Source organism: Pseudomonas sp. W15Feb34 (genome assembly GCF_023127765.1).
Lineage (GTDB): Bacteria > Pseudomonadota > Gammaproteobacteria > Pseudomonadales > Pseudomonadaceae > Aquipseudomonas > Aquipseudomonas synxantha_A.
Window position 1 is genome coordinate 309559 of record NZ_SPKN01000044.1, and the last position, 21697, is coordinate 331255.

21 protein-coding genes are annotated in these 21697 nt (G+C 61.9%); 11 read left to right on the plus strand and 10 right to left on the minus strand.

From position 1 onward, the window contains the following. The first annotated feature begins 31 nt into the window (after positions 1-31). Positions 32-493, plus strand: a complete 462-nt coding sequence (locus E4O97_RS21370; protein ID WP_248162155.1) for a nucleoside deaminase — start codon at positions 32-34, stop codon at positions 491-493. Beyond that, entirely contained in the window at positions 480-1667 is a 1188-nt protein-coding gene (locus E4O97_RS21375) for a CynX/NimT family MFS transporter (RefSeq protein ID WP_248162157.1), read from the plus strand. The genes E4O97_RS21370 and E4O97_RS21375 overlap by 14 nt, the downstream gene beginning before the upstream one ends. On the opposite strand, the gene E4O97_RS21380 is transcribed toward E4O97_RS21375, so the two are convergent. After that, the gene (locus tag E4O97_RS21380; protein ID WP_248162160.1) at positions 1638-3953 is read right to left on the minus strand and encodes a TonB-dependent receptor; all 2316 of its coding nucleotides are present in this window, start codon (positions 3951-3953) and stop codon (positions 1638-1640) included. The two genes, E4O97_RS21375 and E4O97_RS21380, sit on opposite strands and share 30 nt — an antisense overlap. Positions 3954-4108: 155 nt before the next feature. Here E4O97_RS21380 and E4O97_RS21385 point away from each other — a divergent pair, with 155 nt between their 5' ends. Continuing rightward, complete coding sequence (locus E4O97_RS21385) at positions 4109-5053, plus strand: LysR family transcriptional regulator (RefSeq protein ID WP_248162161.1); 945 nt, start codon at positions 4109-4111, stop codon at positions 5051-5053. A gap of 190 nt (positions 5054-5243) precedes the next feature. Then, positions 5244-6851: an alkaline phosphatase family protein gene (locus E4O97_RS21390; protein WP_248162162.1), complete on the plus strand. Its 1608-nt coding sequence runs from the start codon at positions 5244-5246 to the stop codon at positions 6849-6851. Positions 6852-6972: 121 nt separating this feature from the next. Here E4O97_RS21390 and E4O97_RS21395 read toward each other — a convergent pair whose 3' ends face one another. Further along, positions 6973-7878 (minus strand): TauD/TfdA family dioxygenase, encoded by a 906-nt coding sequence (locus tag E4O97_RS21395; protein ID WP_248162165.1) that lies wholly within the window; start codon positions 7876-7878, stop codon positions 6973-6975. Positions 7879-8060: 182 nt separating this feature from the next. On the opposite strand from E4O97_RS21395, the gene E4O97_RS21400 reads away from it, so the two are divergent. Beyond that, the gene (locus E4O97_RS21400) at positions 8061-8981 is read left to right on the plus strand and encodes a LysR family transcriptional regulator (protein ID WP_248162167.1); all 921 of its coding nucleotides are present in this window, start codon (positions 8061-8063) and stop codon (positions 8979-8981) included. Between the two features lie 103 nt (positions 8982-9084). On the opposite strand, the gene E4O97_RS21405 is transcribed toward E4O97_RS21400, so the two are convergent. Continuing rightward, positions 9085-10086 carry an ABC transporter substrate-binding protein gene (locus E4O97_RS21405; RefSeq protein WP_216090575.1) on the minus strand — a complete coding sequence of 334 codons (1002 nt, stop codon included), beginning with the start codon at positions 10084-10086 and terminating at the stop codon, positions 9085-9087. 287 nt (positions 10087-10373) lie between these two features. On the opposite strand from E4O97_RS21405, the gene E4O97_RS21410 reads away from it, so the two are divergent. Both E4O97_RS21410 and E4O97_RS21415 read left to right on the plus strand, forming a co-directional pair. Next, positions 10374-11972 (plus strand): ABC transporter permease, encoded by a 1599-nt coding sequence (locus E4O97_RS21410; RefSeq protein WP_248162169.1) that lies wholly within the window; start codon positions 10374-10376, stop codon positions 11970-11972. After that, positions 11969-12784 (plus strand): ABC transporter ATP-binding protein, encoded by an 816-nt coding sequence (locus E4O97_RS21415; protein ID WP_248162171.1) that lies wholly within the window; start codon positions 11969-11971, stop codon positions 12782-12784. Before E4O97_RS21410 ends, E4O97_RS21415 begins: the two co-directional genes overlap by 4 nt. On the opposite strand, the gene E4O97_RS21420 is transcribed toward E4O97_RS21415, so the two are convergent. Continuing rightward, positions 12771-13841, minus strand: coding sequence for a fatty acid desaturase (locus tag E4O97_RS21420; protein ID WP_248162173.1), 1071 nt, complete (start codon positions 13839-13841; stop codon positions 12771-12773). The two genes, E4O97_RS21415 and E4O97_RS21420, sit on opposite strands and share 14 nt — an antisense overlap. Before the next feature lie 101 nt (positions 13842-13942). On the opposite strand from E4O97_RS21420, the gene E4O97_RS21425 reads away from it, so the two are divergent. Further along, complete coding sequence (locus tag E4O97_RS21425; protein WP_248162175.1) at positions 13943-14947, plus strand: AraC family transcriptional regulator; 1005 nt, start codon at positions 13943-13945, stop codon at positions 14945-14947. Between the two features lie 115 nt (positions 14948-15062). Here E4O97_RS21425 and E4O97_RS21430 read toward each other — a convergent pair whose 3' ends face one another. Beyond that, entirely contained in the window at positions 15063-15428 is a 366-nt protein-coding gene (locus tag E4O97_RS21430; RefSeq protein WP_005783719.1) for a response regulator, read from the minus strand. A gap of 100 nt (positions 15429-15528) precedes the next feature. Here E4O97_RS21430 and E4O97_RS21435 point away from each other — a divergent pair, with 100 nt between their 5' ends. Next, positions 15529-16002 (plus strand): heme-binding protein, encoded by a 474-nt coding sequence (locus tag E4O97_RS21435; protein ID WP_248162177.1) that lies wholly within the window; start codon positions 15529-15531, stop codon positions 16000-16002. 27 nt (positions 16003-16029) lie between these two features. After that, entirely contained in the window at positions 16030-16440 is a 411-nt protein-coding gene (gene uraH / locus E4O97_RS21440; RefSeq protein WP_032878459.1) for a hydroxyisourate hydrolase, read from the plus strand. Here the strand turns inward: uraH and E4O97_RS21445 are convergent. Then, on the minus strand, positions 16435-17121 hold the full coding sequence (locus E4O97_RS21445) for a Crp/Fnr family transcriptional regulator (RefSeq protein WP_248162179.1): 687 nt from the start codon (positions 17119-17121) through the stop codon (positions 16435-16437). The two genes, uraH and E4O97_RS21445, sit on opposite strands and share 6 nt — an antisense overlap. Positions 17122-17204: 83 nt before the next feature. Between E4O97_RS21445 and E4O97_RS21450 the strand changes: the two genes are divergently transcribed. Then, complete coding sequence (locus E4O97_RS21450) at positions 17205-17732, plus strand: Mpo1-like protein (protein WP_032878461.1); 528 nt, start codon at positions 17205-17207, stop codon at positions 17730-17732. A gap of 62 nt (positions 17733-17794) precedes the next feature. Here the strand turns inward: E4O97_RS21450 and E4O97_RS21455 are convergent, their stop codons facing one another. The 4 genes from E4O97_RS21455 to E4O97_RS21470 all read right to left on the minus strand — a co-directional run bounded on the left by E4O97_RS21455 (position 17795) and on the right by E4O97_RS21470 (position 21693). After that, on the minus strand, positions 17795-18775 hold the full coding sequence (locus E4O97_RS21455) for a sulfate ABC transporter ATP-binding protein (RefSeq protein ID WP_005783710.1): 981 nt from the start codon (positions 18773-18775) through the stop codon (positions 17795-17797). Positions 18776-18778: 3 nt separating this feature from the next. Further along, positions 18779-19651, minus strand: coding sequence for a sulfate ABC transporter permease subunit CysW (gene cysW / locus E4O97_RS21460; RefSeq protein WP_005783709.1), 873 nt, complete (start codon positions 19649-19651; stop codon positions 18779-18781). Positions 19652-19664: 13 nt separating this feature from the next. After that, positions 19665-20483: a sulfate ABC transporter permease subunit CysT gene (gene cysT, locus E4O97_RS21465; protein ID WP_005783708.1), complete on the minus strand. Its 819-nt coding sequence runs from the start codon at positions 20481-20483 to the stop codon at positions 19665-19667. Positions 20484-20682: 199 nt separating this feature from the next. Beyond that, positions 20683-21693 carry a sulfate ABC transporter substrate-binding protein gene (locus E4O97_RS21470; protein WP_078819998.1) on the minus strand — a complete coding sequence of 337 codons (1011 nt, stop codon included), beginning with the start codon at positions 21691-21693 and terminating at the stop codon, positions 20683-20685. Between the last annotated feature and the right edge of the window lie 4 nt (positions 21694-21697).

Below are 21697 nucleotides of genomic sequence, written 5' to 3' on the forward strand. Positions count from 1 at the left end.
CTTCACCTTTCATCGCGCCCGGGGGCCCTGCATGACCAACGATCAACCACACCTGCAACGCGCTATCGCCTTGGCCCGCACCAACGTCGCCCAAGGTGGCCGCCCCTTCGGCGCGGTGCTGACGCGCAACGGTGAAGTGCTGGTGGAAGCCGTGAATGAGATCCACCTGACCCAGGACCCCACCGCCCACGCCGAGCTGCTGGCGATCCGCGCAGCGAGCCGGCTGCTGGGTGCACGCCTGGACGGCTGCGTGATCTACGCCAGCGGCCAGCCTTGCCCGATGTGCCTGAGCGCCATGTACCTGTGCGGTGTAGAACGGGTGGTGTTTGCCGCCAGCAACGAAATGGCCGAGCCGTTCGGCCTGTCGACCGCAGCCATTAGCCAACAGGTCGGCTTGCCCATCGGTGCGCAACGCCTGCCCATCCAGCACCTGCCCGACCCAGCAATGACTGCGCTGTATCACCAGTGGAAAACCCTGCATGACCCTGAATAAATCCCTTGCCGGCTGGGGCCTGCTGCTGGTGCTCGGCCTGAACCTGCGCCCCATCCTCAGCTCCATCAGCCCGTTGCTCGGCGAGATTCGCCAGGCCACCGGGCTGAGCTTCCAGAGCAGCGCCTTGCTCACCAGCCTGCCGGTGATCTGCATGGGGTTGGTGGCATTGGTGGGCGTACGGGTGGAAGCCCGCTTGGGCGAACGTCGCGGCATCGCCTTGGGCTTGTTGATGATTTTGCTGGCGTGCCTGGCGCGCTGGTTGATGGGCCAGGCTTCGGCGCTGTTGGTTACCGCACTGCTCGGTGGCGCGGGCGTGGCGCTGATCCAGGCGCTGGTGCCGGCGATGATCAAGCGCGAATTTAATTACCGCGTGCCGGTGGCGATGGGCGTGTATTCGGCCTCGCTGATGGCCGGTGGTGGGCTGGCGGCGCTGCTTAGCCCTGTGGTGGCCATGCATTTCCAGCAATGGCAGGCGGGCCTGGGGGTGTGGTTGTTGCCGGCGCTGGGGGCATTGCTGCTATGGGCCTGGCTGCCGCTGGGTGCCGCGCGAAACCCACAACAGGCACCTGCGTTCAAAGGGTTGCGCAACCGGCGCGCCTGGCTGCTGGCGCTGTATTTCGGCCTGGTCAATTGTGGCTACATGAGCATGGTCGCGTGGCTGCCCGCCTACTATCAGCAACTGGGCTGGGGCGTGTTGCCCAGCGGTTCGTTGCTGGCGTTCATGACCATCTTCCAGGTGATCGCCGCACTGTTGATGCCGGTGCTGGCGCAACGTGGGATTGATCGGCGCCCGTTGCTGAGCATCAGCCTGCTGGCGCAAACGGTCGGCTACCTCGGCCTGCTGATGTCGCCACAGCAATTCCCACACCTGTGGGTAGCGCTGATCGGCTTCGGCCTGGGCGCATGTTTCGCCCTGAGCCTGCTGCTGACCCTCGACCACCACCGCGACCCACGCCAAGCCGGGCAGCTGGCGGCATTCGTGCAAGGCGTAGGCTTTCTGATCAATGCACTTTCGCCGTGGCTGACCGGCGCGCTGCGCGAACTCACCGGCAACTTCGTCAGCGCCTGGATGGTGCTGACGGTGACCGTGGTGGCGATGCTGCTGGTGACGCGGGTGTTCAACCCGGCCACCTATCGCACCGACCTAGAAGTCGTAGCGCCCAGTCACGCCTAGGGTGCGCGGCGTGCCCAACAGGCCCTCGTAACCGCCGTTACCGCCGGTCCACAGGGTGGTGTAGTAGGTTTTGTCGAAGGCGTTTTTCAGCCACAGCGACACGTCCCACTGCCCCTGCTCATAGTCACCGCGCAGGCCGGTGGACAGGTTGACCACCGCATAGGCCGGGATCTGCCCGTAGTCGGAATCTTCCACCGTGCCCACCGCCTTGGAACGGAACGCGTAGCTGGCGGTGACATAGGGTTCGAAACCGTTGGCCAGGTTCCACTTGTACTCGCCGTTGGCGTTGGCGATCCATTTGGACGCGCCCACCACTTGATGGCCGGTGAGGTCGCAGGACGCCGGAGCACCAGGGCGCAAGCTGGTTTCGGGTGGGCACGGTGCATCCTTGTACGACAGGTAGCTCACGTCGTTGAACGAGCCGTTGATATTCAGGGTCAGGCCCTTGATCGGCACCAGTGTGCTTTCCACTTCCACGCCCCGCGAACGCACGGAACCGGCGTTGGTCAGGTACTGCACGCGGTTGTCCTGGTCGTAGGCGTTGGTCTGGTAGCCGTTGACCTGGGTCCAGAACAGGTTGGCGTTGAGTTGCAGGCGGCGGTCCCACAACGTGCTCTTGAAACCCAACTCGGCGTTGTTGGCGCGCTCGGTGCCGATCAGTAACGAGTCGGCCCCGGCCGTGGGCGCAGACCCTACCGCCAGGTTGACCCCACCAGACTTCTCGCCATGGGACAGCGTCGCGTAGCCCAGCAGGTTGTCATTGAAGTGATAACTGAGGTTGAGCAGCCCCGAAGGGGTGGCGCTGTACTGCGTCAGGTCGCCCGAGTCATACGCCCCGGTGCGCCCCCGCCGTGCAGTGGCCCCCGCACCGCTCACCGCAGCACCGCCCAGCGGCGCATTGCGCGTGACCCAGGCGCTTTTTTCTTCGTAGGTGCCGCGCAGGCCGGCGGTGAAATCCAGGCGCTCGGTGAGGTGCCAGGTGCCTTGGGCAAACAGGGCAAAACTGTCGGTGCGGATATGCCCGTTGCCGACGCTGCTCACATTGCTCAAAGCGCCGTTCGGCGTGCCGTTCCAGATATCGGCCTTGGGGCCGTAATAGGCGAAGGATTTGTTGTCCAGGTCGGAGCCGAAGTAATAGGCGCCGAGCACGTAATCGAAGAAGCCACCGGTTGGCGATGCCAGGCGAAACTCCTGGGACCACTGCTTATCTTCCACCGAAACCCCGGCGTTATACGACGCCGGTACGTTGAGGCCGTCATCATTGCGTGGGGTGAAATTCCACCAGCGATAGGCACTCACCGACGTCAGGGTGAAGTCGCTTGGCAGCGTCCAGTTGGCCTCCAGCGAGGTACCACCCTGGAACACGGTGACATGCTGGTCGTTGTCCAGGTTGACCTTGCGATGGGTGCCATCCACCAGGGTCGCCCCCGCTGCGTTGGCCCGGGATTGATACAGGTTGGTGCCATTGATGGTCGGCCCGGTGCTGTACAGCACGCGGGTGCCGGCGCTGGAATCCTCTTCGTTGTAATCACCGATCCAGCGCAGGTTGAACGCCTCGTTGGGCTTGTACAACAGTTGCCCGCGAAAGCCCTGGCGCGAACCGCCGTTAAGCTCATGGCCGTCGTGCTCGTTCTTGATGTCGCCGTCGCTGCGGGTGCGATAGGCCGAGAAACGCCCCGCCAGGTCCTCGGTGAGTGGGCCGGAGATCGTGCCCTTGGTCTGGAAATAACCGTCCTCGCCCAGAGAGGTTTCGATGCTGCGCTCCGGGGTAAAGCTCGGTGCGCGGGTGCTGATGTTGATGACCCCGGCGGTGGTGTTCTTGCCGAACAACGTCCCTTGCGGGCCACGCAGTACTTCAAGCTGCTCGATGTCCATCAGGTCGAACACCGCCATGCCCGGGCGCCCGAGATAGACGTTGTCGATGTACAACCCCACGCTGCCTTCCAGGCCATCGCTGGCCGGGTTGTTGCCCAGGCCGCGAATCGACACGCTGGACTGGCGCGCGTGCATGTAGGCGACGTTGACGCTGGGCACCAGTTGCTGCAAATCCTGGATGCGGTACACCCGCTGGGTTTCCAGCGCCTGGCCGCCGACCACGCTCATGGGCGTTGGCACGGCCTGGGCACTTTCGGTACGCCGCCGGGCCGTCACGGTGACGGTTTCCAGTTGGCCACTGGCGCTTTCGCCCTTGCCGGCAGGCGCGGGTGTTTCAGCGGCCTGGGAAGGCGACCAACTGCTGCTACCGGCCACCAGCATCGCCAGCGGCAAGGACTTGAACAGACTCATAAGCGGCTCCAGAACCCGGAGATATCCGTCGCCAGATATTCCTAAAGGTTATTTATTTATGTTTTTACGAACATTTACTGCATAAGAGATAGCCTTTATAAGGAGTCGACCTAATGCATAGCCAATGCATTTCCCGGATATTTTTGATGTGAAAAATGCATATCGATTTGCGCCAGCTTCGCCACTTCATCGCCCTCGCCGAGCAACGCAGTTTTGTCGCGGCAGCCTTGGCCGTGAACCTGTCGCAGTCGGCGTTCAGTCGCAGCATCCAGGCCCTTGAACACAGCGCCGGCTGCCAGCTGGTAGACCGTGGCCGCAAGGACCTGGCGCCCACCAAGCAAGGTCAGGTACTGCTCGAACATGCCCGGCGCCTGGTCAGCGGCGCCCAGCAATTGGCCAACGAGATCAGCCAGTTCAACGGCCTGGAAGCCGGCGAGCTGCGCTTCGGCTGCGGCCCGGCCCCGGCAGGTGGGTTGATCCCGCGCGCCATCGGCAGTTTTATCGGGCGCTACCCCAAGGCCCGCGTGCAGTTCCAGGTGGATGACTGGCAAAGCCTGGGCAAACGCCTGCTCAGCGAAGAGTTCGAATTCTTCGTCGCCGACACTCGCCACTTCGAAGCCAACCCCGACTACCACACCCACCGCCTGCGCGCCCGTCGCTGGTATTTCTGCTGCCGCGCCGGCCACCCCCTGGCCGGCCGCGAAAGCATCCGCGCCGATGAACTGATGAGTTATCCGCTGGCGGTCACCATTCGCCCGCCGAACCTGCGCAAGGTCATCGTCGACCTCAGCGGCAGGCCTGATTACCAACCCAATGTGGAGTGCGAAAACGGCTATAGCCTGATGGGTGTGGTGCTGCGCTCGGACGCCATTGGCATCGTCAGCGCCAACAGCGATGTGCTGCACATGGCGCGGGGCGAGCTGGTGTGTTTGAAAATCGATGGCCTGGATGAAAACCTGGAGGAGCGTTACACCCGCTACGGGATTGTCAGCCGTGCGGGGTATCGATTGTCGCCGTTGGCGGAGGCGATGATTGAGCAGATCAAGGAGATTGATACCTTGGATGAAGAGGTGTGTGCACTGGAGAATGTCGCCGTCTGAACTGGCCTTTCGCGAGCAAGCTCGCTCCCACACTTCAAATGCGTTCCAAATGTGGGAGCGAGCTTGCTCGCGAAAGCGCCGGTGGCAACACCCATGCATTCATTGCATGGAACCCAGTCCCCAAATGCACTTGCCAGAGCACCCCTCGAACGGCGAAAAAAACCACCTGTCCTCCGTTCGGTAAATTCCCATGTCTGGTCCCAAACCCGTGCGCAATGTGCTCTACATCATGTGCGACCAACTGCGTCGCGATTACCTGTCGTGCTACGGCCATGCCCATCTGCACACGCCGAATATCGACCGCCTGGCCGCTGCCGGTGTGCGTTTCAGCCGTGCCTACACCCAGGGCACGATCTGCGGCCCGTCGCGCATGTCGGCCTATACCGGGCGTTACGTCAGCAGCCATCAGGTGGCATGGAACGCCGTACCGCTGCCGCTGGAAGAGCTGACGATTGGCGACTACCTGCGCCCCCACGGCATCCGCACCGCACTGGTGGGCAAGACCCACGCCACGCCGAACCTGGAGGCGTTGCACCGCCTGCATATCGACCCCGACAGCGCCCAGGCCGAACAGCTCAATGAGGTGGGCTTTGATGCGTACCTGCGCCACGACGGCATCTATCCTGACAGCCCGCTGTTCGACGACAAACGCGAGTCGGCGCCCTACACCCAGTACCTGCGCGAGCAGGGCTACGGTGGTCGCAACCCCTGGCATGACTGGGCCAATGCGGCCCAAGGTGAAGACGGTGAAGTGCTCAGCGGCTGGCACATGCGCAATGCCGGCAAACCTGCGCGGGTGGCCGAACAACATTCGGAGACCGTCTACACCACCGACCGCGCCATCGACTTTATCTGCGAGCAGGGGCAGCAGCCATGGTGCCTGCACCTGTCGTACATCAAGCCGCACTGGCCCTACATCGCCCCGGCGCCGTACCACGCGCTGTATGGCGCCGAGCATATCCAGGCGCCGATTCAACCTGAACACACCAGCGATCACCCGGTGTACCAGGCGTTTCGCCAACACCAGGAGAGCCTGAATTTTTCCAGGGATGAAGTGCGCCTGACGGTGATTCCCACGTACATGGGCCTGATCAAACAGATCGACGATCAACTCGGGCGGCTGTTTGATTTTCTGCAAAGCAACGACCGCTGGGACGACACGCTGATCGTGTTTACCAGCGACCATGGTGACTTCCTCGGCGATCATTACCTCGGTGAAAAAGAGTTTTTGCTGGAGCCTGCGGTGGGTGTTCCCTTGATCGTGCGCGACCCACGGGCCAGTGCCGATGTCAGCCGTGGCAGCGTGGACACACACCTGGTGGAAACCATCGACGCCCTGCCCACTTTCCTCGACGCTCTGGGCCTGCCCGCCGCCGACCATCGCCTCGAAGGCCGCTCGCTGATCCCGCTGTTGCACGGCGAGCAACCCACCTGGCGCCACTACGCCATTGCCGAATACGACTACGCCTTCCAGGCCCCGGCCCGGGAACGCCTGGCGCAGCCCATCGACCGTTGCCGCATGACCATGGTGCGCAGCGAACGCTGGAAGTACCTGGCCTATGACGGCTTTCGCCCGCAGCTGTTCGACCTGGAAAACGACCCGCAGGAAATCCACGACCTGGGCAGCGATCCCGCCTATGCCCAGGTGCGCGAGACTCACTTGGGTTATCTGTTCGAATGGCTGCGTGGGTTGAAGCGGCGTACCACCATCAGCCACACCGAGATTGAAGTGCGTGGGCAATGGTTTCGGTATGGTGAGCCGGAGGCGGAAAAAGTGGTGCAAATTGGGGTCTGGTAAACGCCACAAATCCAATGTGGGAGGGGGCTTGCTCCCGATAGCAGTGGGCCAGTCAAAGATGCTGTGACTGACACTCCGCTATCGGGAGCAAGCCCCTCCCACATTTTGATCTCCAACTGGTTTAGAGACCTTTGGTGGTCTGGCTGCGCTGCCCCTGCACACCCACCGGCACATCACCCTTGAGCGTGACCCGGCGCACGATGCGCTCTTGGGTGCCATAGTCGTCCACCGCGTAATGCTGGGTGGCACGGTTATCCCAGATCGCCACGTCACCGGTATTCCAGCGCCAGCGTACGGTGTTTTCCAGACGCGTGACGTGGCCTTGCAGCAGGTTGAACAGCTGGGTCGACTCCGCCTGGGAATAGCCTTTCAGGCGCTTGACGAAGTGCCCCAGCAGCAGGGTTTTCTCACCGCTGACCGGGTGCACACGCACCACCGGGTGTTCGGTTTCGTACACTGTCGAAGTGAAGACCTTGCGGTATTCCTCCAGCTTCTCCACCGCCACATCCGGCTTGCGTGCGGCGTAGTCGTATTCGTTGCTGTGCACCGCCCATAGGTGGTCAGCCAACGCACGCAGCTCGACGCTGATGTCGTTGTAAGCGGCGGCGGTATTGGCCCAGACGGTGTCGCCGCCGGACGCTGGCGCCAGCACCGAACGCAGGATCGAAGCTTTCGGGTAGGCATCGACGAAAGTCACGTCGGTGTGCCAGGAGTTGGCGCGCTGACCACGGGTGCCATCCAATTCCATCAGAAAGCGCGTGCCGTCGCGCACCGGCACCGTAGGGTGTGCAATCGGCTCACCAAGCAGGTGGGCGAAGGCTTCCTGGCTCTGGTCATCGAGATGGGTTTGTTCGCGGAAGAAGATGACCTTGTACTGCACCAGTGCCTGCTGGATGGCCTCAACGGTGGCGGCATCCAGGTCACCAGACAGTTTGATGCCACGGATCTCGGCGCCGATACGACCGGCCACCGGGTGGATGTCGAGCGCGTGGGCGATGGGTTGAACAGCTAATGCGGCGTTGCTCATTGTGATGACCCTCATGTGCCTGCTGATGGTGGAGATGCTTTCCAGCAACGCTCTATCCATATGCATTTTAGATCTAGCAAATGAATCAATGCTTCGTTGACGGAATAAGAGCTTGCATTTAAAACCTCAGCTTGCTCGGTCGCAAATGCCTTCGACCTATTTTTAAAATGCCGGGAAAGCATATGGATCTTCGCCAACTGCGCTACTTCATCGCCCTTAACGAACACCGCAGTTTCGTGCGTGCGGCGGACGCCATGGGCATCACCCAACCGGCGTTCAGCCGCAGCATCCAGGGGCTGGAACAGGAGTTTGGTTGCCTGCTGGTAGACCGCGGCCACAAGGACCTGCGCCCCACACCGGAAGGTCAGGTGGTGCTGCAACATGCCCTGAGCCTGGTGCATGGCGCAGCGCTGCTGAGCAGTGAAGTGACGCGTATGACCAAGCTCGACGCCGGCGACCTGCGCTTCGGCTGCGGCCCCGCGCCCGCCGTGAAACTGGTGCCGGATGCGGTGGCGCGGTTTATCAACGCCCACCCGAAAATCCGCACCAGCTTCCAGGTGGACAACTGGGAAACCCTCAGCCGCAGCCTGAGCCGTGAAGAGATCGAATTCTTTATCGCCGACATCCGTCAGTTCGAGGCCGACCCGAATTTCCAGACCCGCGCACTGACACCCAAGCGAGGCGTCTTTTTCTGCCGCCCCGGGCACCCGTTGCTGGCCAAGGACAGCCTGTCGACCAACGATATGTTCGACTATCCGCTGGCCGCGCCGCTGATCTCCCAGGGTATTCGCAAACTGCTGGCGAACCTGAGTGGGCGCATGGATTTTTCCCCGAGCATCCAGACCGAGCACTTCCCGGCGCTGGTGAAGATTGTGCTGCAATCCAACGCCATCGGCGTCGGCACCGCAGAAGCCTTTGCCGAAGACATCGCCAGCGGCTCGCTGGTGCTGCTGCACTGGCGCAACCTGCCGCAGAACATGGATACCCTGAGCGCACGCTGCGGGATCGTCAGCCGCACGGGGTCGCGGTTGTCGCCAGCGGCGAAGGCGATGATCGAGACGTTGGTGGAGGTGGATAGTCAGCAGATAAGTGTGGCGGTTTGAAGGGCCTCATCGCAGGCAAGCCAGCTCCCACATTGAGCGGTGAACACATTCAAGTGTGGGAGCTGGCTTGCCTGCGATAGCGATAGCCCAGGCACCGACAAGCTCAGAGCCCCGCCGCCACCAAACCCGGCGCCACCCAATCGCTCACCTGAAACGACTTGCGAATCAGCTTCTCCTTCGAGGCCAAATCCACCGCATCCTGCAATTTGCCCAGGAACACCGGGTCCAGGGTCGAGGGGAAAATCTCACTGAGTTTCTGGTCTTTCAAATCATTGGTCAGGATCACCGGCGGGTAACTGGCCAACCCCGACACCAGCGCGATATAGGCCTGCTTGTTGTTGTCATCGGTCAACCACTGCACTGCTTGCTGCTGGGCCTTGAGCAGCTTGGCCACAGCATCTGGGTGTTCGTCGACAAACTTGGCGCTGCCCACCAGCACGGCCTGGATGCTGCCGGCATCGCCCAGGTCCTTGGTGGTCAGCGGTATTTCTGCCAAACCTTTGGCCTGCAACGCCGTGAGAGTGGAGCCGCCCCAGGTTGCGTCAATCTGCTTGGCGGCCAACGCAGCGCTGGCGGCATTGAAGTCCAGGTTGATGACCTTTAAATCCTTTTCACTCAAGCCCTGGCTGGCCAATGCGCTGTCGAACGACAACTGGCTGGCCGTGCCGCGGAACACCGCCACGCGCTTGCCCTTGAGGTCTTGCAGCGTCTTGATGCCAGAGCCCGGCACCACGCCGAGGTAGTGCTTCACACCACGCGCGGTGGCGCTGAGCAGGCGAGTATCCAGGCCATTGGAGCGGCCGATGATTGCCGCCAGGTCACCCAGATAGGCAAGGTCCACCTGGCCATTGGCGAAGGCTTCATTGATCACAGGGCCCGCGCCCTTGAAGTAATTCCACTGGATCTTGATGCCTTGGTCGGCAAAGGCTTTTTCATAGATTTGCTGTTCACGCAAAACGTCGGTGATGCCGCCGCCACTGTGCTGGCTGCCGGCACTGAGGTCGGGCACGGCGATGCGAATTTCCTTGAGGTCAGCGGCATGCACCAGCCCGGCCAGGGCGGTACCGGCGAACAGGCTGATCAGACGTTTGAAGGGCAGTTTCATAAGCGCAGCTCCTGGTGGGCGACGGTCGCCTGGGGAGCAAAAAATAGGCACAGCACGAACAAAACTTTAAATACTATAAATGCACAATTTAATACCTTTTTGGACTATGCGAGCGAATACACAGGCTCCAGAGCGGTATGCATGAACAGCATCGAAAATATTCTTCGAATGCATTGGATGCGTGGAGAGCTGAGGCTTTAAATGATTTCTCTTATCTCGCAATCATCTTGATTACGTTTTTATAAGATCGAAATCACATAATGCATTTGGCGACACGGAGGTCTTCCATGGCCCGGATTTCACTTTTGAGCCTACCTCTGGCGGCCCCGTCCAACGGTAGAGTGTCCCGTTGGCCGCAGCTGGGTCAGCGCCTGTTGGCGTGGCTGCTGCCGTTCACGTTGTTTGCCCTATGGTGGTTGGCCAGTCGCAATCACTGGATGAGCGAACAGATTCTGCCCGCCCCCACCCTGGTGTGGAGCAGCGCAGTGGAGTTGGCCGGTGGCGAGTTATGGAGCCATCTTGCGATCAGCTTGCAGCGCCTGTTCTGGGGCCTGCTGGCCGGTATCGGCGTGGGCGCGATACTCGGCGCAGTCCTGGGTTTCAGCGCCCGCGCCGAGCGTTTGGTATTCCCCACGTTCAGCGCGCTGTCGCAGGTCCCGACCCTGGCGTGGATTCCGCTGTTCATGGTGTTTTTCGGCATTGGTGAAACCTTGAAACTGGTGGTGCTGGTCAAGGCCATTGTGGTGCCCGTAACCCTGCACACCCTGGTGGGCGTGCGCGACGCCCAACCCAACCTGCGCGAAGCCGCCCGCGTGTTGCGCCTGCCCACCCACTTGCTGATCCGCCGCCTGATCCTGCCCGCTGCGCTACCGGCGTTCATGGCCGGGGTACGCCTGGCCCTGGCGGCGGGCTGGACGTCGTTGCTGGCCGTGGAGTTGCTGGCCTCCAGCGAAGGCATCGGCTACCTGATGGTGTGGGCGCGCCAGTTGTTCATGCTCGATATTGTCTTTGTGTGCATCGTGGTCATCGGCGTGCTGGGTGTGGTGATGGACCGCGGCATCGGTTGGCTGGATCGCAAGTGGGTGCACTGGCCCCATCCGGCTACAGCGCAGATCCGCCGCGGGCCACGCTATGAAGGCTGGCAACGCTTGCAACCGTGGCTGCTGCCGCTGCTGTTGCTGGCGCTGTGGCAGCTGGCGACGCAACAGGGCTGGGTCGACCCGAATATTCTGGTCAGCCCCTGGGCGGTGCTGCAAACCACCATGGCCGGTGTGCTGGATGGCAGCCTGAGCGCGGCTTTAGGCAAAAGCCTCGGCCGGGCCGTGGGCGGCTTGCTGCTCGGCGGCAGCCTGGGCTTTGCCATGGGCTTGTGGCTGGGGCTGTCGCGGCGCAGTGAGCGGGTACTTGGCCCGACCCTGGCCGCGCTGCGCCAGATCGCGATTTTCGCCTGGGTGCCGCTGCTCACCGCCTGGTTCGGCCTGGGTGAACTGGCCAAGTGGGTGTTTATCGCCCTCGCCGCGTTCTTCCCGTTATTTATCGCTACCCAGCGCAGCGTGCTCAACCTGTCGCCGCAACTGCGCGAAGCCGCCCAAGTGCTGCGCCTGAGCCTGTGGCAACGTCTGCGTCGCCTGGTACTGCCGGGGGCCGCGGCGGGTATTTTCGCCGGCCTGCGCCTGAGCCTGATCTACGCCTGGATGGGCACCATCGGCGCGGAATATTTCATGCCTTCGGACGGCGGCATCGGCAGCCTGATGATCGGCGCCCAACAGTTGCTGCGCATGGACCTGATCATGAGCGGCATGCTCCTGGTCGGCCTCACCGGCGCCGCCCTCAACCTGATCGGCCAACGCATCGAAACCCGTGCCACCCGCTGGAGACACGCATGAACGCACCGATTGTCAGCTTCAACCATGTGGGCAAAAGCTTCGATGTCGACGGCTTCGAACTGGAAGCCATCCGCGAGTTCAACCTGCAGATTGCCGAAGGGGAATTCGTCGCGATTGTCGGCGCCAGCGGTTGCGGCAAGTCCACCCTGCTGCGCTTGCTGGTGGGGCTAGACACGCAGTATCGCGGCGAGATCCAGGTTGATGGCAAGGCCGTCAGCGGTATCGGTGGCGAGCGCGGCATCGTGTTCCAGGAGCACCGCCTGTTTCCCTGGCTGACCGTGGCGCAGAACATCGGCCTGGGTCTGGTCAACGAGCCGCTGAACGAGGCCGAGCGCAACCGGCGCATCCGTGACTTTATCGAGCTGGTGGGCCTCACTGACTTCACTCGCGCCTACCCGCATCAACTTTCCGGCGGCATGGCGCAACGAGTGGCAATCGCTCGTGGCCTGGTGGCCAGCCCGCGCATCCTGTTGCTGGACGAACCGTTCGGCGCCCTGGATGCACTGACTCGCCAACAGATGCAGGACGAACTCCTGGCGATTCGTGCCCGCGCCAGGATCACCACGGTACTGGTCACCCACGACGTGGAAGAGGCGATTTTCCTCGCCGATCGCGTAGTGGTGATGGAGCCCCGGCCCGGGCGCATCAAGCAGATGGTGGACATCGCCCTGCCCCATCCGCGCCAGCGCAGCAGCTTTGAATTCCACCAACTGCGCGAAGAACTGCTGCATGAATTGATCAGTGATGACCACTACCAGCCGCCGGTGCGCGAACACATCCGCGACCTGCCCCTGGCGTTCATCGCTTGCTGAAAGCGAGTTTGACGTCCGGCTGCTCCTGGCGCTCAAACCGATTGGCCCGGGCGAAGGTGCCGAAATCATTGAAGCGCACGCCCATCTGGGCCATGACCTTATGCGCCACCTTGACGGTCATCTGGCGAATGTAGAACGGCTCCTTCACCACAAAGTGATGGATGCCATGGGTGCTGCCGAAGTTGAAGCAGAACGCCTGCAACGGCCACAGCCACCAGGGGTTCAATACCTGGGTCTGCTGGATCACGTTGCCCAGTTCCACATCGCCGTAGTAGTGCATGTTGGAGCTGACAAAGTGCAGGCAGAACGTACGCAATACGTTGGGGCCGATGATCACCACTGCAGCGATGTCGATCACCTGCATCATCTGCAAGGTGTCGGCCGACCACATGATCGGCGCGCCCAACAGGCTGGCGATGCCGTTGGCGGCATGAAAGCCCAGGAAGACGTACCAGGCGCCCCAATGCAGCAGTGCCAGCGGGGCATACACCAGCACCACGCGCTTGAGGATGCTGAGCTTGTGTGCCCAGGTCTTGGCCCGCAGCATTCGGATCAAGGCCGACATCATGTTGTCGCCCACCATCAGCAAGCGCGCAACCCCCCAGGGCTCGCCGTTGGTAATGGCGCGCTCTTCCATATCGGTCTCCGTGCCGGAGACCTTGTGATGGTTGAGGTGCAAATGCCGGCGTATCCACGGGTTGATCGTGCTTGGCCGTGCCAGCCATACCAGGCCCATCATCAGGTTGTGGGGCAGGCGCTGCTTGCGAAAGTACATGCTGTGGATCAGGTCGTGCTCTAACTCGTGGGTCAGTGAAGCAAAGAACGCATTGAGCAGCAGGCACGCCCACCAGGCCAGGTGACCGCTGATATAGAGCGCCGCCGAGCCGAGCATGCCCAACAAGGCAAACGCCAGGATGCCCGCGCCCAGGGCGTCCTGATGCAGCAGCCAGGGATGGCGCTGGCGCAATCGGGCGCCCTCGGCCAGCACCACCTCACGGATATGCGCTGAACGTTGTTGTGCGTTCATCTGTTGGGGACTTGCAGAAGTACCGTCCATGCTTCCATCCTCTTGTACATTGATGTGTCCATCCTGCCCTAAGCGATCGGGCAGGACGCTAGCCCCGGACGCCAACCTGTTGACCGCAAGCGCCAATCGCCATGACCGAACCCACTTCCCTCGCCAGTTGGACCCGCGCCCTGCGCAAGCAGCTCGACGCCCTGGGCCTGAACAGCGCCACGCTGTGCGCCGAGGCCGGACTCGACCCGCAGCAGATGGACGACCCCAACGCACGCTATCCGTTGTCGGCCACCACGCGCCTCTGGCAACTGGCGGTGCAGGCCAGCGGTGATCCGGCGATTGGCTTGCGGGTGTCGCGGTTCGTCAGCCCCACCACCTTTCACGCCCTCGGTTATGCCCTGGTGGCCAGCGGCAGCTTGCGCGAGGTGTTCGAGCGCATCGTGCGCTATCACCAGGTGGTCAGTGACGCCCTGAGCCTGGAGCTGACCCGCCATGGCGACGCGTATCACTTTCGCCTGCTCCAACCCCAAGGCAGCCCCGCGCCGGCGCCGGAGGCCATCGACGCCTTCGTGGCGATCTATGTGCGCACTTGCCGCAACCGCCTGGGGCGTGACTACGCGCCGCTGGCCGTTTATCTAAGGCGCCCGGAACCCGCCGACCCCACGCCGTGGCATACAGTCTTCCGCTCGCCGGTGTTTTTTGCCGCCGAGGAAGATCGCCTGGAGTTCGCTGCCCACGACTTCGACAGCCATCTCGACGACGCCAATCCGGAATTGGCCGAACACAATGAAACCGTGCTCAAGCGCACCCTCGCCCACCTGCAACCGCTGACCTGGGAGCGCAAGGTGCGCGCCGTGATCGAGGCGCAATTGCCCGATGGCGAGCCGAGTGCCGAACGCGTTGCCCAGGCCTTGCACCTGAGCTTGCGCAGCTTGCAGCGCCACCTGGCGGATGAAGGCTGTCGGTTTGATGCGCTGCTCAATGAGTGCAGGCAGAACCTGGCGTTGCTGCACCTGAGGGATCCGCAGTGTTCGTTGGCCGAGATCAGCCATTTGCTCGGGTTTGCCGATACCAGCAGTTTCAACCGGGCGTTCAAACGCTGGACGGGGATGACGCCCGGGCAATTTCGGGAGGGATTGCAGTAGAAGGATTTTCAGTGGCTGTGATGGCCTCATCGGGGGCAAGCCCCCTCCCACACTGAACTGTGAACGCGGTCAAATGTGGGAGGGGGCTTGCTCCCGATAGCGGTCGCTCAGGCAATCAACGCCCACGATCCCGGCGCAATACTTTCCTCACCCGCGCCACCAACACCTTGGCGTCAAACGGCTTGAGCAAGTAATCATCCTCATGCAGCTCCAACCCCCGCAACCGGTCTTCAATCCCGCCAGGCGTGGTCAAAAACAAAATCGGCGTTTTGCCGCGTTGGCGAATCGCCTGCTGCAATTTCCAGGCGTTCAAGCCCGGCAGCATCACATCCAGAATCACCAGCTCGTACACAGAGCTTTCCACAAACCGCTGCGCCGCCATGCCGTTGGCCGCAACTTCCACAGAGAAGCCGGCCTCGCTCAGGCCCTGGGCCATAAGCTGCGCCAGTTGCGGCTGGTCTTCCACTAACAACACCTGCATGTCTTACCTCTGGGTTTGATTACAAACCTGTCATCCAATTGTGCGGCTTTTGTCCGCGTCCACTGGCTACCGTGAGCACCTGCCTCCTGGAGCCACAAACATGTATCGCACCGCTTTGTTCTTGAGCCTCGCTGTGACCACCGCTGCACAGGCAACGCCACCACTGCCACGCCATGCCGAGCTGGATTTGCACACTGCGCGCCAACTGGCCGACGCCAGCCTGGCCCACTGCACGGCCGCGCTGACGGTATTGGACCGCGGTGGCAATTTGCTGGTGGCCCTGCGGGCTGACGGTGTCGGCCCGCACAACAGCCTCGCCAGCCAACGCAAGGCGTACACGGCGCTGTCGAGCAAAACCCCCACCCGGCTGTTTGCCGAGCGTGCGCGTAACAACCCTGAAGCCGCCAACCTTAACAGCTTGCCCGAGTTGCTGTTGCTCGGCGGCGGCGTGCCGCTGTTTGCCGAGGCTGAGCTGGTCGGCGCGCTGGGCATCGCCGGTGCCGGCGGCGCTGCGCAGGACGAAGCCTGCGCCGTACAGGCTGCCGAGCAACTGGGCTTGAAAATCACCCCCTGACTTGACCCCTTCCAAAAGGACTTCCCCATGAAAACCCTAAGCACGACCCTTGCCGCCCTCAGCCTGAGCGGCCTGTGCAACCTGGCCCTGGCCGCCGGCAACCCGCTGAGCGTACACGTGCTCAACCTGGAAAACGGCCTGCCATCGGCCGGTGTCAGCGTCACCCTGGAACAGCATGTGGGCGATCAGTGGCAATCACTGTCCCAGGGCGTGACCAATCAACAGGGACGCATCGCCGAACTGTTCCCCGCCGACCAGAGCATGAAGCCGGGCGAGTACCGTGTGGTGTTCAAGACCGGCGATTACTACAAGAAGGCCAACCGCGAGACGTTCTTCCCCGAGGTGCCGGTGATTTTCCAGGTCAAGCAGGTCGACCAGCACTACCACATCCCGCTGTTGCTCAGCCCTTACGGCTTCTCCACCTATCGCGGTTCATAGGCCCGCGGCAAGGCGCAGCCCGGCGAGGTCCAGTATCTCGATGGCGCCGTAGCTCAAACCAATGATGCCCTGTTGCTCCAGCGCCTTGAGCAGACTGTTGATGGTCTGGCGCGACAGGCCCAGCATCGCCGCCAGATCCTCCTGAGGCAGTTGCAACATGCGGCGCGCCTGCTCTATTTCGCCGTAACCCTGGGCGATCATCAGCAACCGATGGGCCAGACGTGCCGACGCGGGCATCAGGCTCGCCTGTTCGATGTTGATCAATGACAGACGCAATTTGTGGCTCATCAGCAGCGCCATATCCCGCCAGAACACCGGATGCTGTTCGAGAATGGCGAGGATCGCCGCCTGCGGTACCTGCAACAGCGTGCAGGCTCCCGTGGCGAGGGCATCGTTGGTGCGTGGCAGGTTGTCGAACAGGCAGATCTCGCCGAACCAGTGAGGGGTTTCCACCAGGCTTAACACCGCTTCCTTGCCTTGGGCGCTGACGGCACTGATGCGCACCGCCCCTTCCAGCACCGCATACAGGCCACACGGCGGGTCGCCGCGTTTGAACAGGAACTGCCCCGTTGCCAGTACGCGCAACCGCGCCGCCCCCAGCAGGCTACGCTGAAAGTCTGGCGGCAAGTGGCTGAACCACTGACCGCGAACCAATTGCGCGTGCCATTTGCCTGTGTCCATGGGAACTCCGAAGATTGTCGCCCAATTGACAGTTAGGCACCGACTGACAGGGCATGATCAAACATCCTACAGGAGGAACAACAATGAAAAGCCTCGTCGACCACCTCAGTCAATACGCCGCCTACCACCGCGACCCGCGCAATATTGTCAGTCACTTTATCGGTATCCCATTGATCGTGGTTGCCGTGGCCGTGCTGCTGTCACGCCCCGAGTGGACGGTGGGTGGCCTTTGGGTCTCGCCAGCGGTGCTCCTGGCGTTGTTCTCGGCGTGGTTCTACCTGCGCCTGGAACTGGCCCTGGGCGCGCTGATGACGGTGTTGATGGGTCTGTCGGTATGGGCTGGGCATGTATTGGCGGCACAGAGCACGATGGTATGGCTGAGCAGTGGCGTGGGTATGTTTGTGGTGGGCTGGGTGATTCAGTTTGTCGGGCACTACTACGAAGGCAAGAAACCCGCGTTTGTGGACGATGTGTCGGGGCTGATCGTGGGGCCGTTGTTTGTGGTGGCGGAGTTGGCGTTTTTGCTGGGGTTGCGGCAGGACCTGCAAAAGCAGATTGAACAACGTTCAGGCCCGGTGGGACGCCGCGATCTCAAGCCAAGTGAAGTCTAAATGTGGGAGGGGCGGTGCGACGATTCGACTTGCCCCCTCCCACATTGGGTTCTGTATTGAGCTTAAGCTTTTTGCCAGACCTTGGGTTTGAAGAACAGGGTCTCGCCACGGGCCAGCCCGGTGAGGCTATCGTGGTCTTTCACCACCTCAGCCTCGATTAGCTCGCTTTGCCCTTCCACCTTCAAGGTCACGCGAGTCGTTGCGCCCAGCGGACGAATATCGCGTACCTCGGCCGCATGGTGATCTTCCAGTTCATGCCGCGACAACGACACTTCGTGGGGGCGGAACAGCAGGTGCTTGTCTTCGCCCAAATGCAGGCGGTTCGAATCACCCAGGAAGTGATAAACAAAATCGCTTGCCGGGTTTTCGTAGACATCCCCCGGTGAGCCGATCTGCTCGATCACGCCCTTGTTCATCACCACGATGCGGTCGGCGACTTCCATGGCCTCTTCCTGGTCGTGGGTCACAAACACCGAGGTCAGGTTGATGTCTTCGTGCAGGCGCGCCAGCCAGCGGCGCAGCTCTTTACGCACCTTGGCATCAAGGGCGCCGAAGGGCTCGTCCAGCAGCAGCACTTTAGGCTCCACCGCCAGCGCGCGGGCCAGGGCGATACGCTGGCGCTGGCCACCGGAGAGTTGTTCCGGGTAGCGGTCGGACAACCAATCGAGTTGCACCATGTTGAGCAGCTCATGGACCTTGGCCGCGATCTGGCTTTCATTCGGGCGCTGGTTTTTCGGCTTCATGCGCAGGCCGAAGGCGACGTTGTCGAACACGGTCATGTGGCGGAACAAGGCGTAGTGCTGGAACACAAAGCCAACATTGCGATCCCGCACATCGTGGCCGGAGACGTCTTCGCCGTGGAACACGATGCTGCCGGCATCCGGGGTTTCCAGGCCGGCGATGATGCGCAGCAAGGTGGTCTTGCCGCAGCCGGACGGGCCCAGCAACGCCACCAGCTCGCCACTCTGGATATCCAGGTTGATGCTGTCCAGGGCCTTGAAGGCGTTGAAGTTCTTGCTGACATTACGGACTTCGATCGACATGACTTATTCCTCACCGGCGCTGTTGCGCAGGCGGTTGATTCGGTTCTCGCTCCACTGCTTGAGCAGCAGGATGAAGAGCGCCAGGATCAGCAACAGGCTGGCCACCGCAAACGCGGCAACATGGTTGTATTCGTTGTAGAGGATCTCGACGTGCAGCGGCAGGGTGTTGGTGACGCCGCGAATGTGCCCGGACACCACCGACACCGCGCCGAACTCGCCCATGGCCCGCGCCGTGCACAGCACCACGCCGTAGATCAGGCCCCATTTGATGTTCGGCACGGTGACATGCCAGAACATCTGCCAGCCATTGGCGCCCAGCAGGCGCGCGGCCTCTTCTTCCTGAGTGCCTTGCTCCTGCATCAGCGGGATCAGCTCACGGGCCACGAACGGCACAGTAACGAAGATGGTCGCCAGCACGATGCCGGGCAAGGCGAACACGATCTGGATGTCATGCTCCTGCAACCACGGCCCGAAGAAGCCCTGGGCGCCGAACATCAGCACGTAGACCAGGCCCGCAATCACCGGTGAAACCGAGAACGGCAGGTCGATCAGCGTGACCAGGATGCTTTTGCCACGGAACGAATACTTGCTTACGCACCAGGCCGCGCTGACCCCGAACACCAGGTTGAGCGGCACCGAAATCAACACGGCGATCACCGTGAGTTTCAGCGCCGACAGCGCATCCGGTTCAAGGATCGCGGTGAAGAACGAACCCAGGCCATTCTTCAGGCCCTGGGACACCACGATCACCAGCGGCAACAGCAGGAACAGGGCGAACACCAGCCAGCCAAGGCCGATCAGGATACGTCGCGACGTCGCGCTGCCACGGCGGGCAGCGTTGGCCGAGGACGCGGCGGAAATAGACGATTGGGACATGTTCCGCGCCTCCTTATGGACGTTCGATGCGCCGCTGCAACAAGTTGATCAGCAGCAGCAAGACAAAGGAAACCACCAGCATCAGCACACCAATGGAGGTGGCGCCGCGGTAGTCGTATTGGTCCAGCTTAACCATGATCAGCAACGGCAGGATTTCGGTTTTCATCGGCATGTTGCCGGCGATGAAGATCACCGAACCGTACTCACCCACGCCACGGGCGAAGGCCAACGCGAACCCGGTCAGCCAGGCAGGCAACAATGCCGGCACGAGGATATGGCGGAACACCTGCAGTGGCTTGGCACCCAGGCAAGCGGCGGCCTCTTCGACTTCCCGGGGGATATCGGCCAGTACCGGCTGCACCGTGCGCACCACGAAGGGCAAGGTCACGAAGGTCAGCGCCAGGGTGATGCCCAAGGGGGTATAGGCGATCTTGAAGCCCAGGTCGGTTGCGAACTGGCCGACCAGGCCGTTAGGCGCATACAGCGCGGTCAAGGCAATACCGGCGACGGCAGTGGGCAAGGCGAACGGCAGGTCGATCATCGCATCGATGATCTTGCGCCCGGGGAAGGTGTAACGCACCAACACCCAGGCCAGCAGCGTGCCGATCACGCCGTTGATCAGCGCGGCGTACAGCGCGGTGCTGAAGCTCAGCTTTAACGCCGCCAGCACGCGAGGTGCGGAGATGATGTTCCAGAACTGATCCCAGGTGAGTTGGGCGGCGTGTACAAACATCGCCGCCAGCGGGATGAGCACGATCAGGCTGAGGTACACGACGGTGTAGCCCAGCGTCAGCCCGAAGCCGGGTATGACGGGGGAAATACGACGCGACATAAGAGTCCTTGGTTAAAGGGTAGACACCACTGTAGGAGCGCGCTTTTTGTGGCAGCTGGCTTTTCTGTGCGAGCCGGGCTTGCCCGCGATGCAGGCACCTCGGTGTATCAGCCACACCACGGTGATGCTATCGCAGGCAAGCCAGCTCCCACACAAGCCCAGTTCCTACAGAAAGTCAGGCCCCTACAGTTACTTTGGCTTACTGCGCCGTGTAGATCTGGTCGAACACGCCACCGTCGTTAAAGAATTTCGGTTGGGCAGTTTTCCAGCCGCCGAAATCTTTGTCGATAGTCACCAGGTCCAGTTTCGGGAACTGCTGGGCGTATTTGGCGGCTACTTTCGCATCGCGTGGGCGGTAGAAGTTTTTCGCCGCAATCTCCTGGCCGGCCGGGCTGTACAGGTGTTTGAGGTATTCGGTGGCGATCTCGGCATTGCCTTTTTTCTCGGCGTTCTTGTCGACCACAGCCACCGGCGGCTCCGCCAGGATCGACAGGGACGGCACGACAATGTCGAACTTGTCGGCGCCGCCGTCTTCTTTCAAGGCCAGGAACGCCTCGTTTTCCCAGGCCAGCAATACGTCACCCTGACCGTTGTTGACGAAGGTAATGGTAGAACCCCGGGCGCCGGTGTCCAGTACCGGGACGTGCTTGAACAGCTCTTTCACGTACTCCTGAGCCTTGGCTTCGCTGCCTCCGGCCTTGAGGCCATAGGCCCAGGCAGCAAGGAAGTTCCAGCGCGCCCCGCCGGAGGTTTTCGGGTTGGGCGTGATCACCGACACGTCTTTCTTGATCAGGTCGCCCCAATCCTTGATGCCTTTAGGGTTGCCCTTGCGCACCAGGAACACGATGGTCGAGGTGTACGGGGTGCTGGCGTCCGGCAGACGCGTCTGCCAGTTTTCCGGCAGGGTCTTGCCCAGCTTGGCGACTTCATCGATGTCACCGGCCAGGGCCAGGGTCACCACGTCGGCGCGCAGGCCGTCGATCACTGCTCGTGCCTGCTTGCCCGAGCCGCCGTGGGACTGCTGGATCTTGACGTTGTCGCCGGGGTGAGACTGCTTCCAGAAGTTGGTGAACTCTGCGTTGTAGTCCTGGTACAGCTCACGGGTCGGATCGTACGAGACATTGAGCAACTCGTAGTCCTTGGCAACAGCGGAACCGGCAAACACGGCACTGGCCAGCGCGGCCAAGGCATAACGGCGAATCGACGACATAGAA

Bases quoted from the DNA above. Each gene is read 5' to 3' on its own strand.
- E4O97_RS21370 (WP_248162155.1), top strand. From the start codon at position 32: ATGACCAACGATCAACCACACCTGCAACGCGCTATCGCCTTGGCCCGC.
- E4O97_RS21375 (WP_248162157.1), top strand. From the start codon at position 480: ATGACCCTGAATAAATCCCTTGCCGGCTGGGGCCTGCTGCTGGTGCTC.
- E4O97_RS21380 (WP_248162160.1), bottom strand. From the start codon at position 3,953: ATGAGTCTGTTCAAGTCCTTGCCGCTGGCGATGCTGGTGGCCGGTAGC.
- E4O97_RS21385 (WP_248162161.1), top strand. From the start codon at position 4,109: ATGCATATCGATTTGCGCCAGCTTCGCCACTTCATCGCCCTCGCCGAG.
- E4O97_RS21390 (WP_248162162.1), top strand. From the start codon at position 5,244: ATGTCTGGTCCCAAACCCGTGCGCAATGTGCTCTACATCATGTGCGAC.
- E4O97_RS21395 (WP_248162165.1), bottom strand. From the start codon at position 7,878: ATGAGCAACGCCGCATTAGCTGTTCAACCCATCGCCCACGCGCTCGAC.
- E4O97_RS21400 (WP_248162167.1), top strand. From the start codon at position 8,061: ATGGATCTTCGCCAACTGCGCTACTTCATCGCCCTTAACGAACACCGC.
- E4O97_RS21405 (WP_216090575.1), bottom strand. From the start codon at position 10,086: ATGAAACTGCCCTTCAAACGTCTGATCAGCCTGTTCGCCGGTACCGCC.
- E4O97_RS21410 (WP_248162169.1), top strand. From the start codon at position 10,374: ATGGCCCGGATTTCACTTTTGAGCCTACCTCTGGCGGCCCCGTCCAAC.
- E4O97_RS21415 (WP_248162171.1), top strand. From the start codon at position 11,969: ATGAACGCACCGATTGTCAGCTTCAACCATGTGGGCAAAAGCTTCGAT.
- E4O97_RS21420 (WP_248162173.1), bottom strand. From the start codon at position 13,841: ATGGACGGTACTTCTGCAAGTCCCCAACAGATGAACGCACAACAACGT.
- E4O97_RS21425 (WP_248162175.1), top strand. From the start codon at position 13,943: ATGACCGAACCCACTTCCCTCGCCAGTTGGACCCGCGCCCTGCGCAAG.
- E4O97_RS21430 (WP_005783719.1), bottom strand. From the start codon at position 15,428: ATGCAGGTGTTGTTAGTGGAAGACCAGCCGCAACTGGCGCAGCTTATG.
- E4O97_RS21435 (WP_248162177.1), top strand. From the start codon at position 15,529: ATGTATCGCACCGCTTTGTTCTTGAGCCTCGCTGTGACCACCGCTGCA.
- uraH (WP_032878459.1), top strand. From the start codon at position 16,030: ATGAAAACCCTAAGCACGACCCTTGCCGCCCTCAGCCTGAGCGGCCTG.
- E4O97_RS21445 (WP_248162179.1), bottom strand. From the start codon at position 17,121: ATGGACACAGGCAAATGGCACGCGCAATTGGTTCGCGGTCAGTGGTTC.
- E4O97_RS21450 (WP_032878461.1), top strand. From the start codon at position 17,205: ATGAAAAGCCTCGTCGACCACCTCAGTCAATACGCCGCCTACCACCGC.
- E4O97_RS21455 (WP_005783710.1), bottom strand. From the start codon at position 18,775: ATGTCGATCGAAGTCCGTAATGTCAGCAAGAACTTCAACGCCTTCAAG.
- cysW (WP_005783709.1), bottom strand. From the start codon at position 19,651: ATGTCCCAATCGTCTATTTCCGCCGCGTCCTCGGCCAACGCTGCCCGC.
- cysT (WP_005783708.1), bottom strand. From the start codon at position 20,483: ATGTCGCGTCGTATTTCCCCCGTCATACCCGGCTTCGGGCTGACGCTG.
- E4O97_RS21470 (WP_078819998.1), bottom strand. From the start codon at position 21,693: ATGTCGTCGATTCGCCGTTATGCCTTGGCCGCGCTGGCCAGTGCCGTG.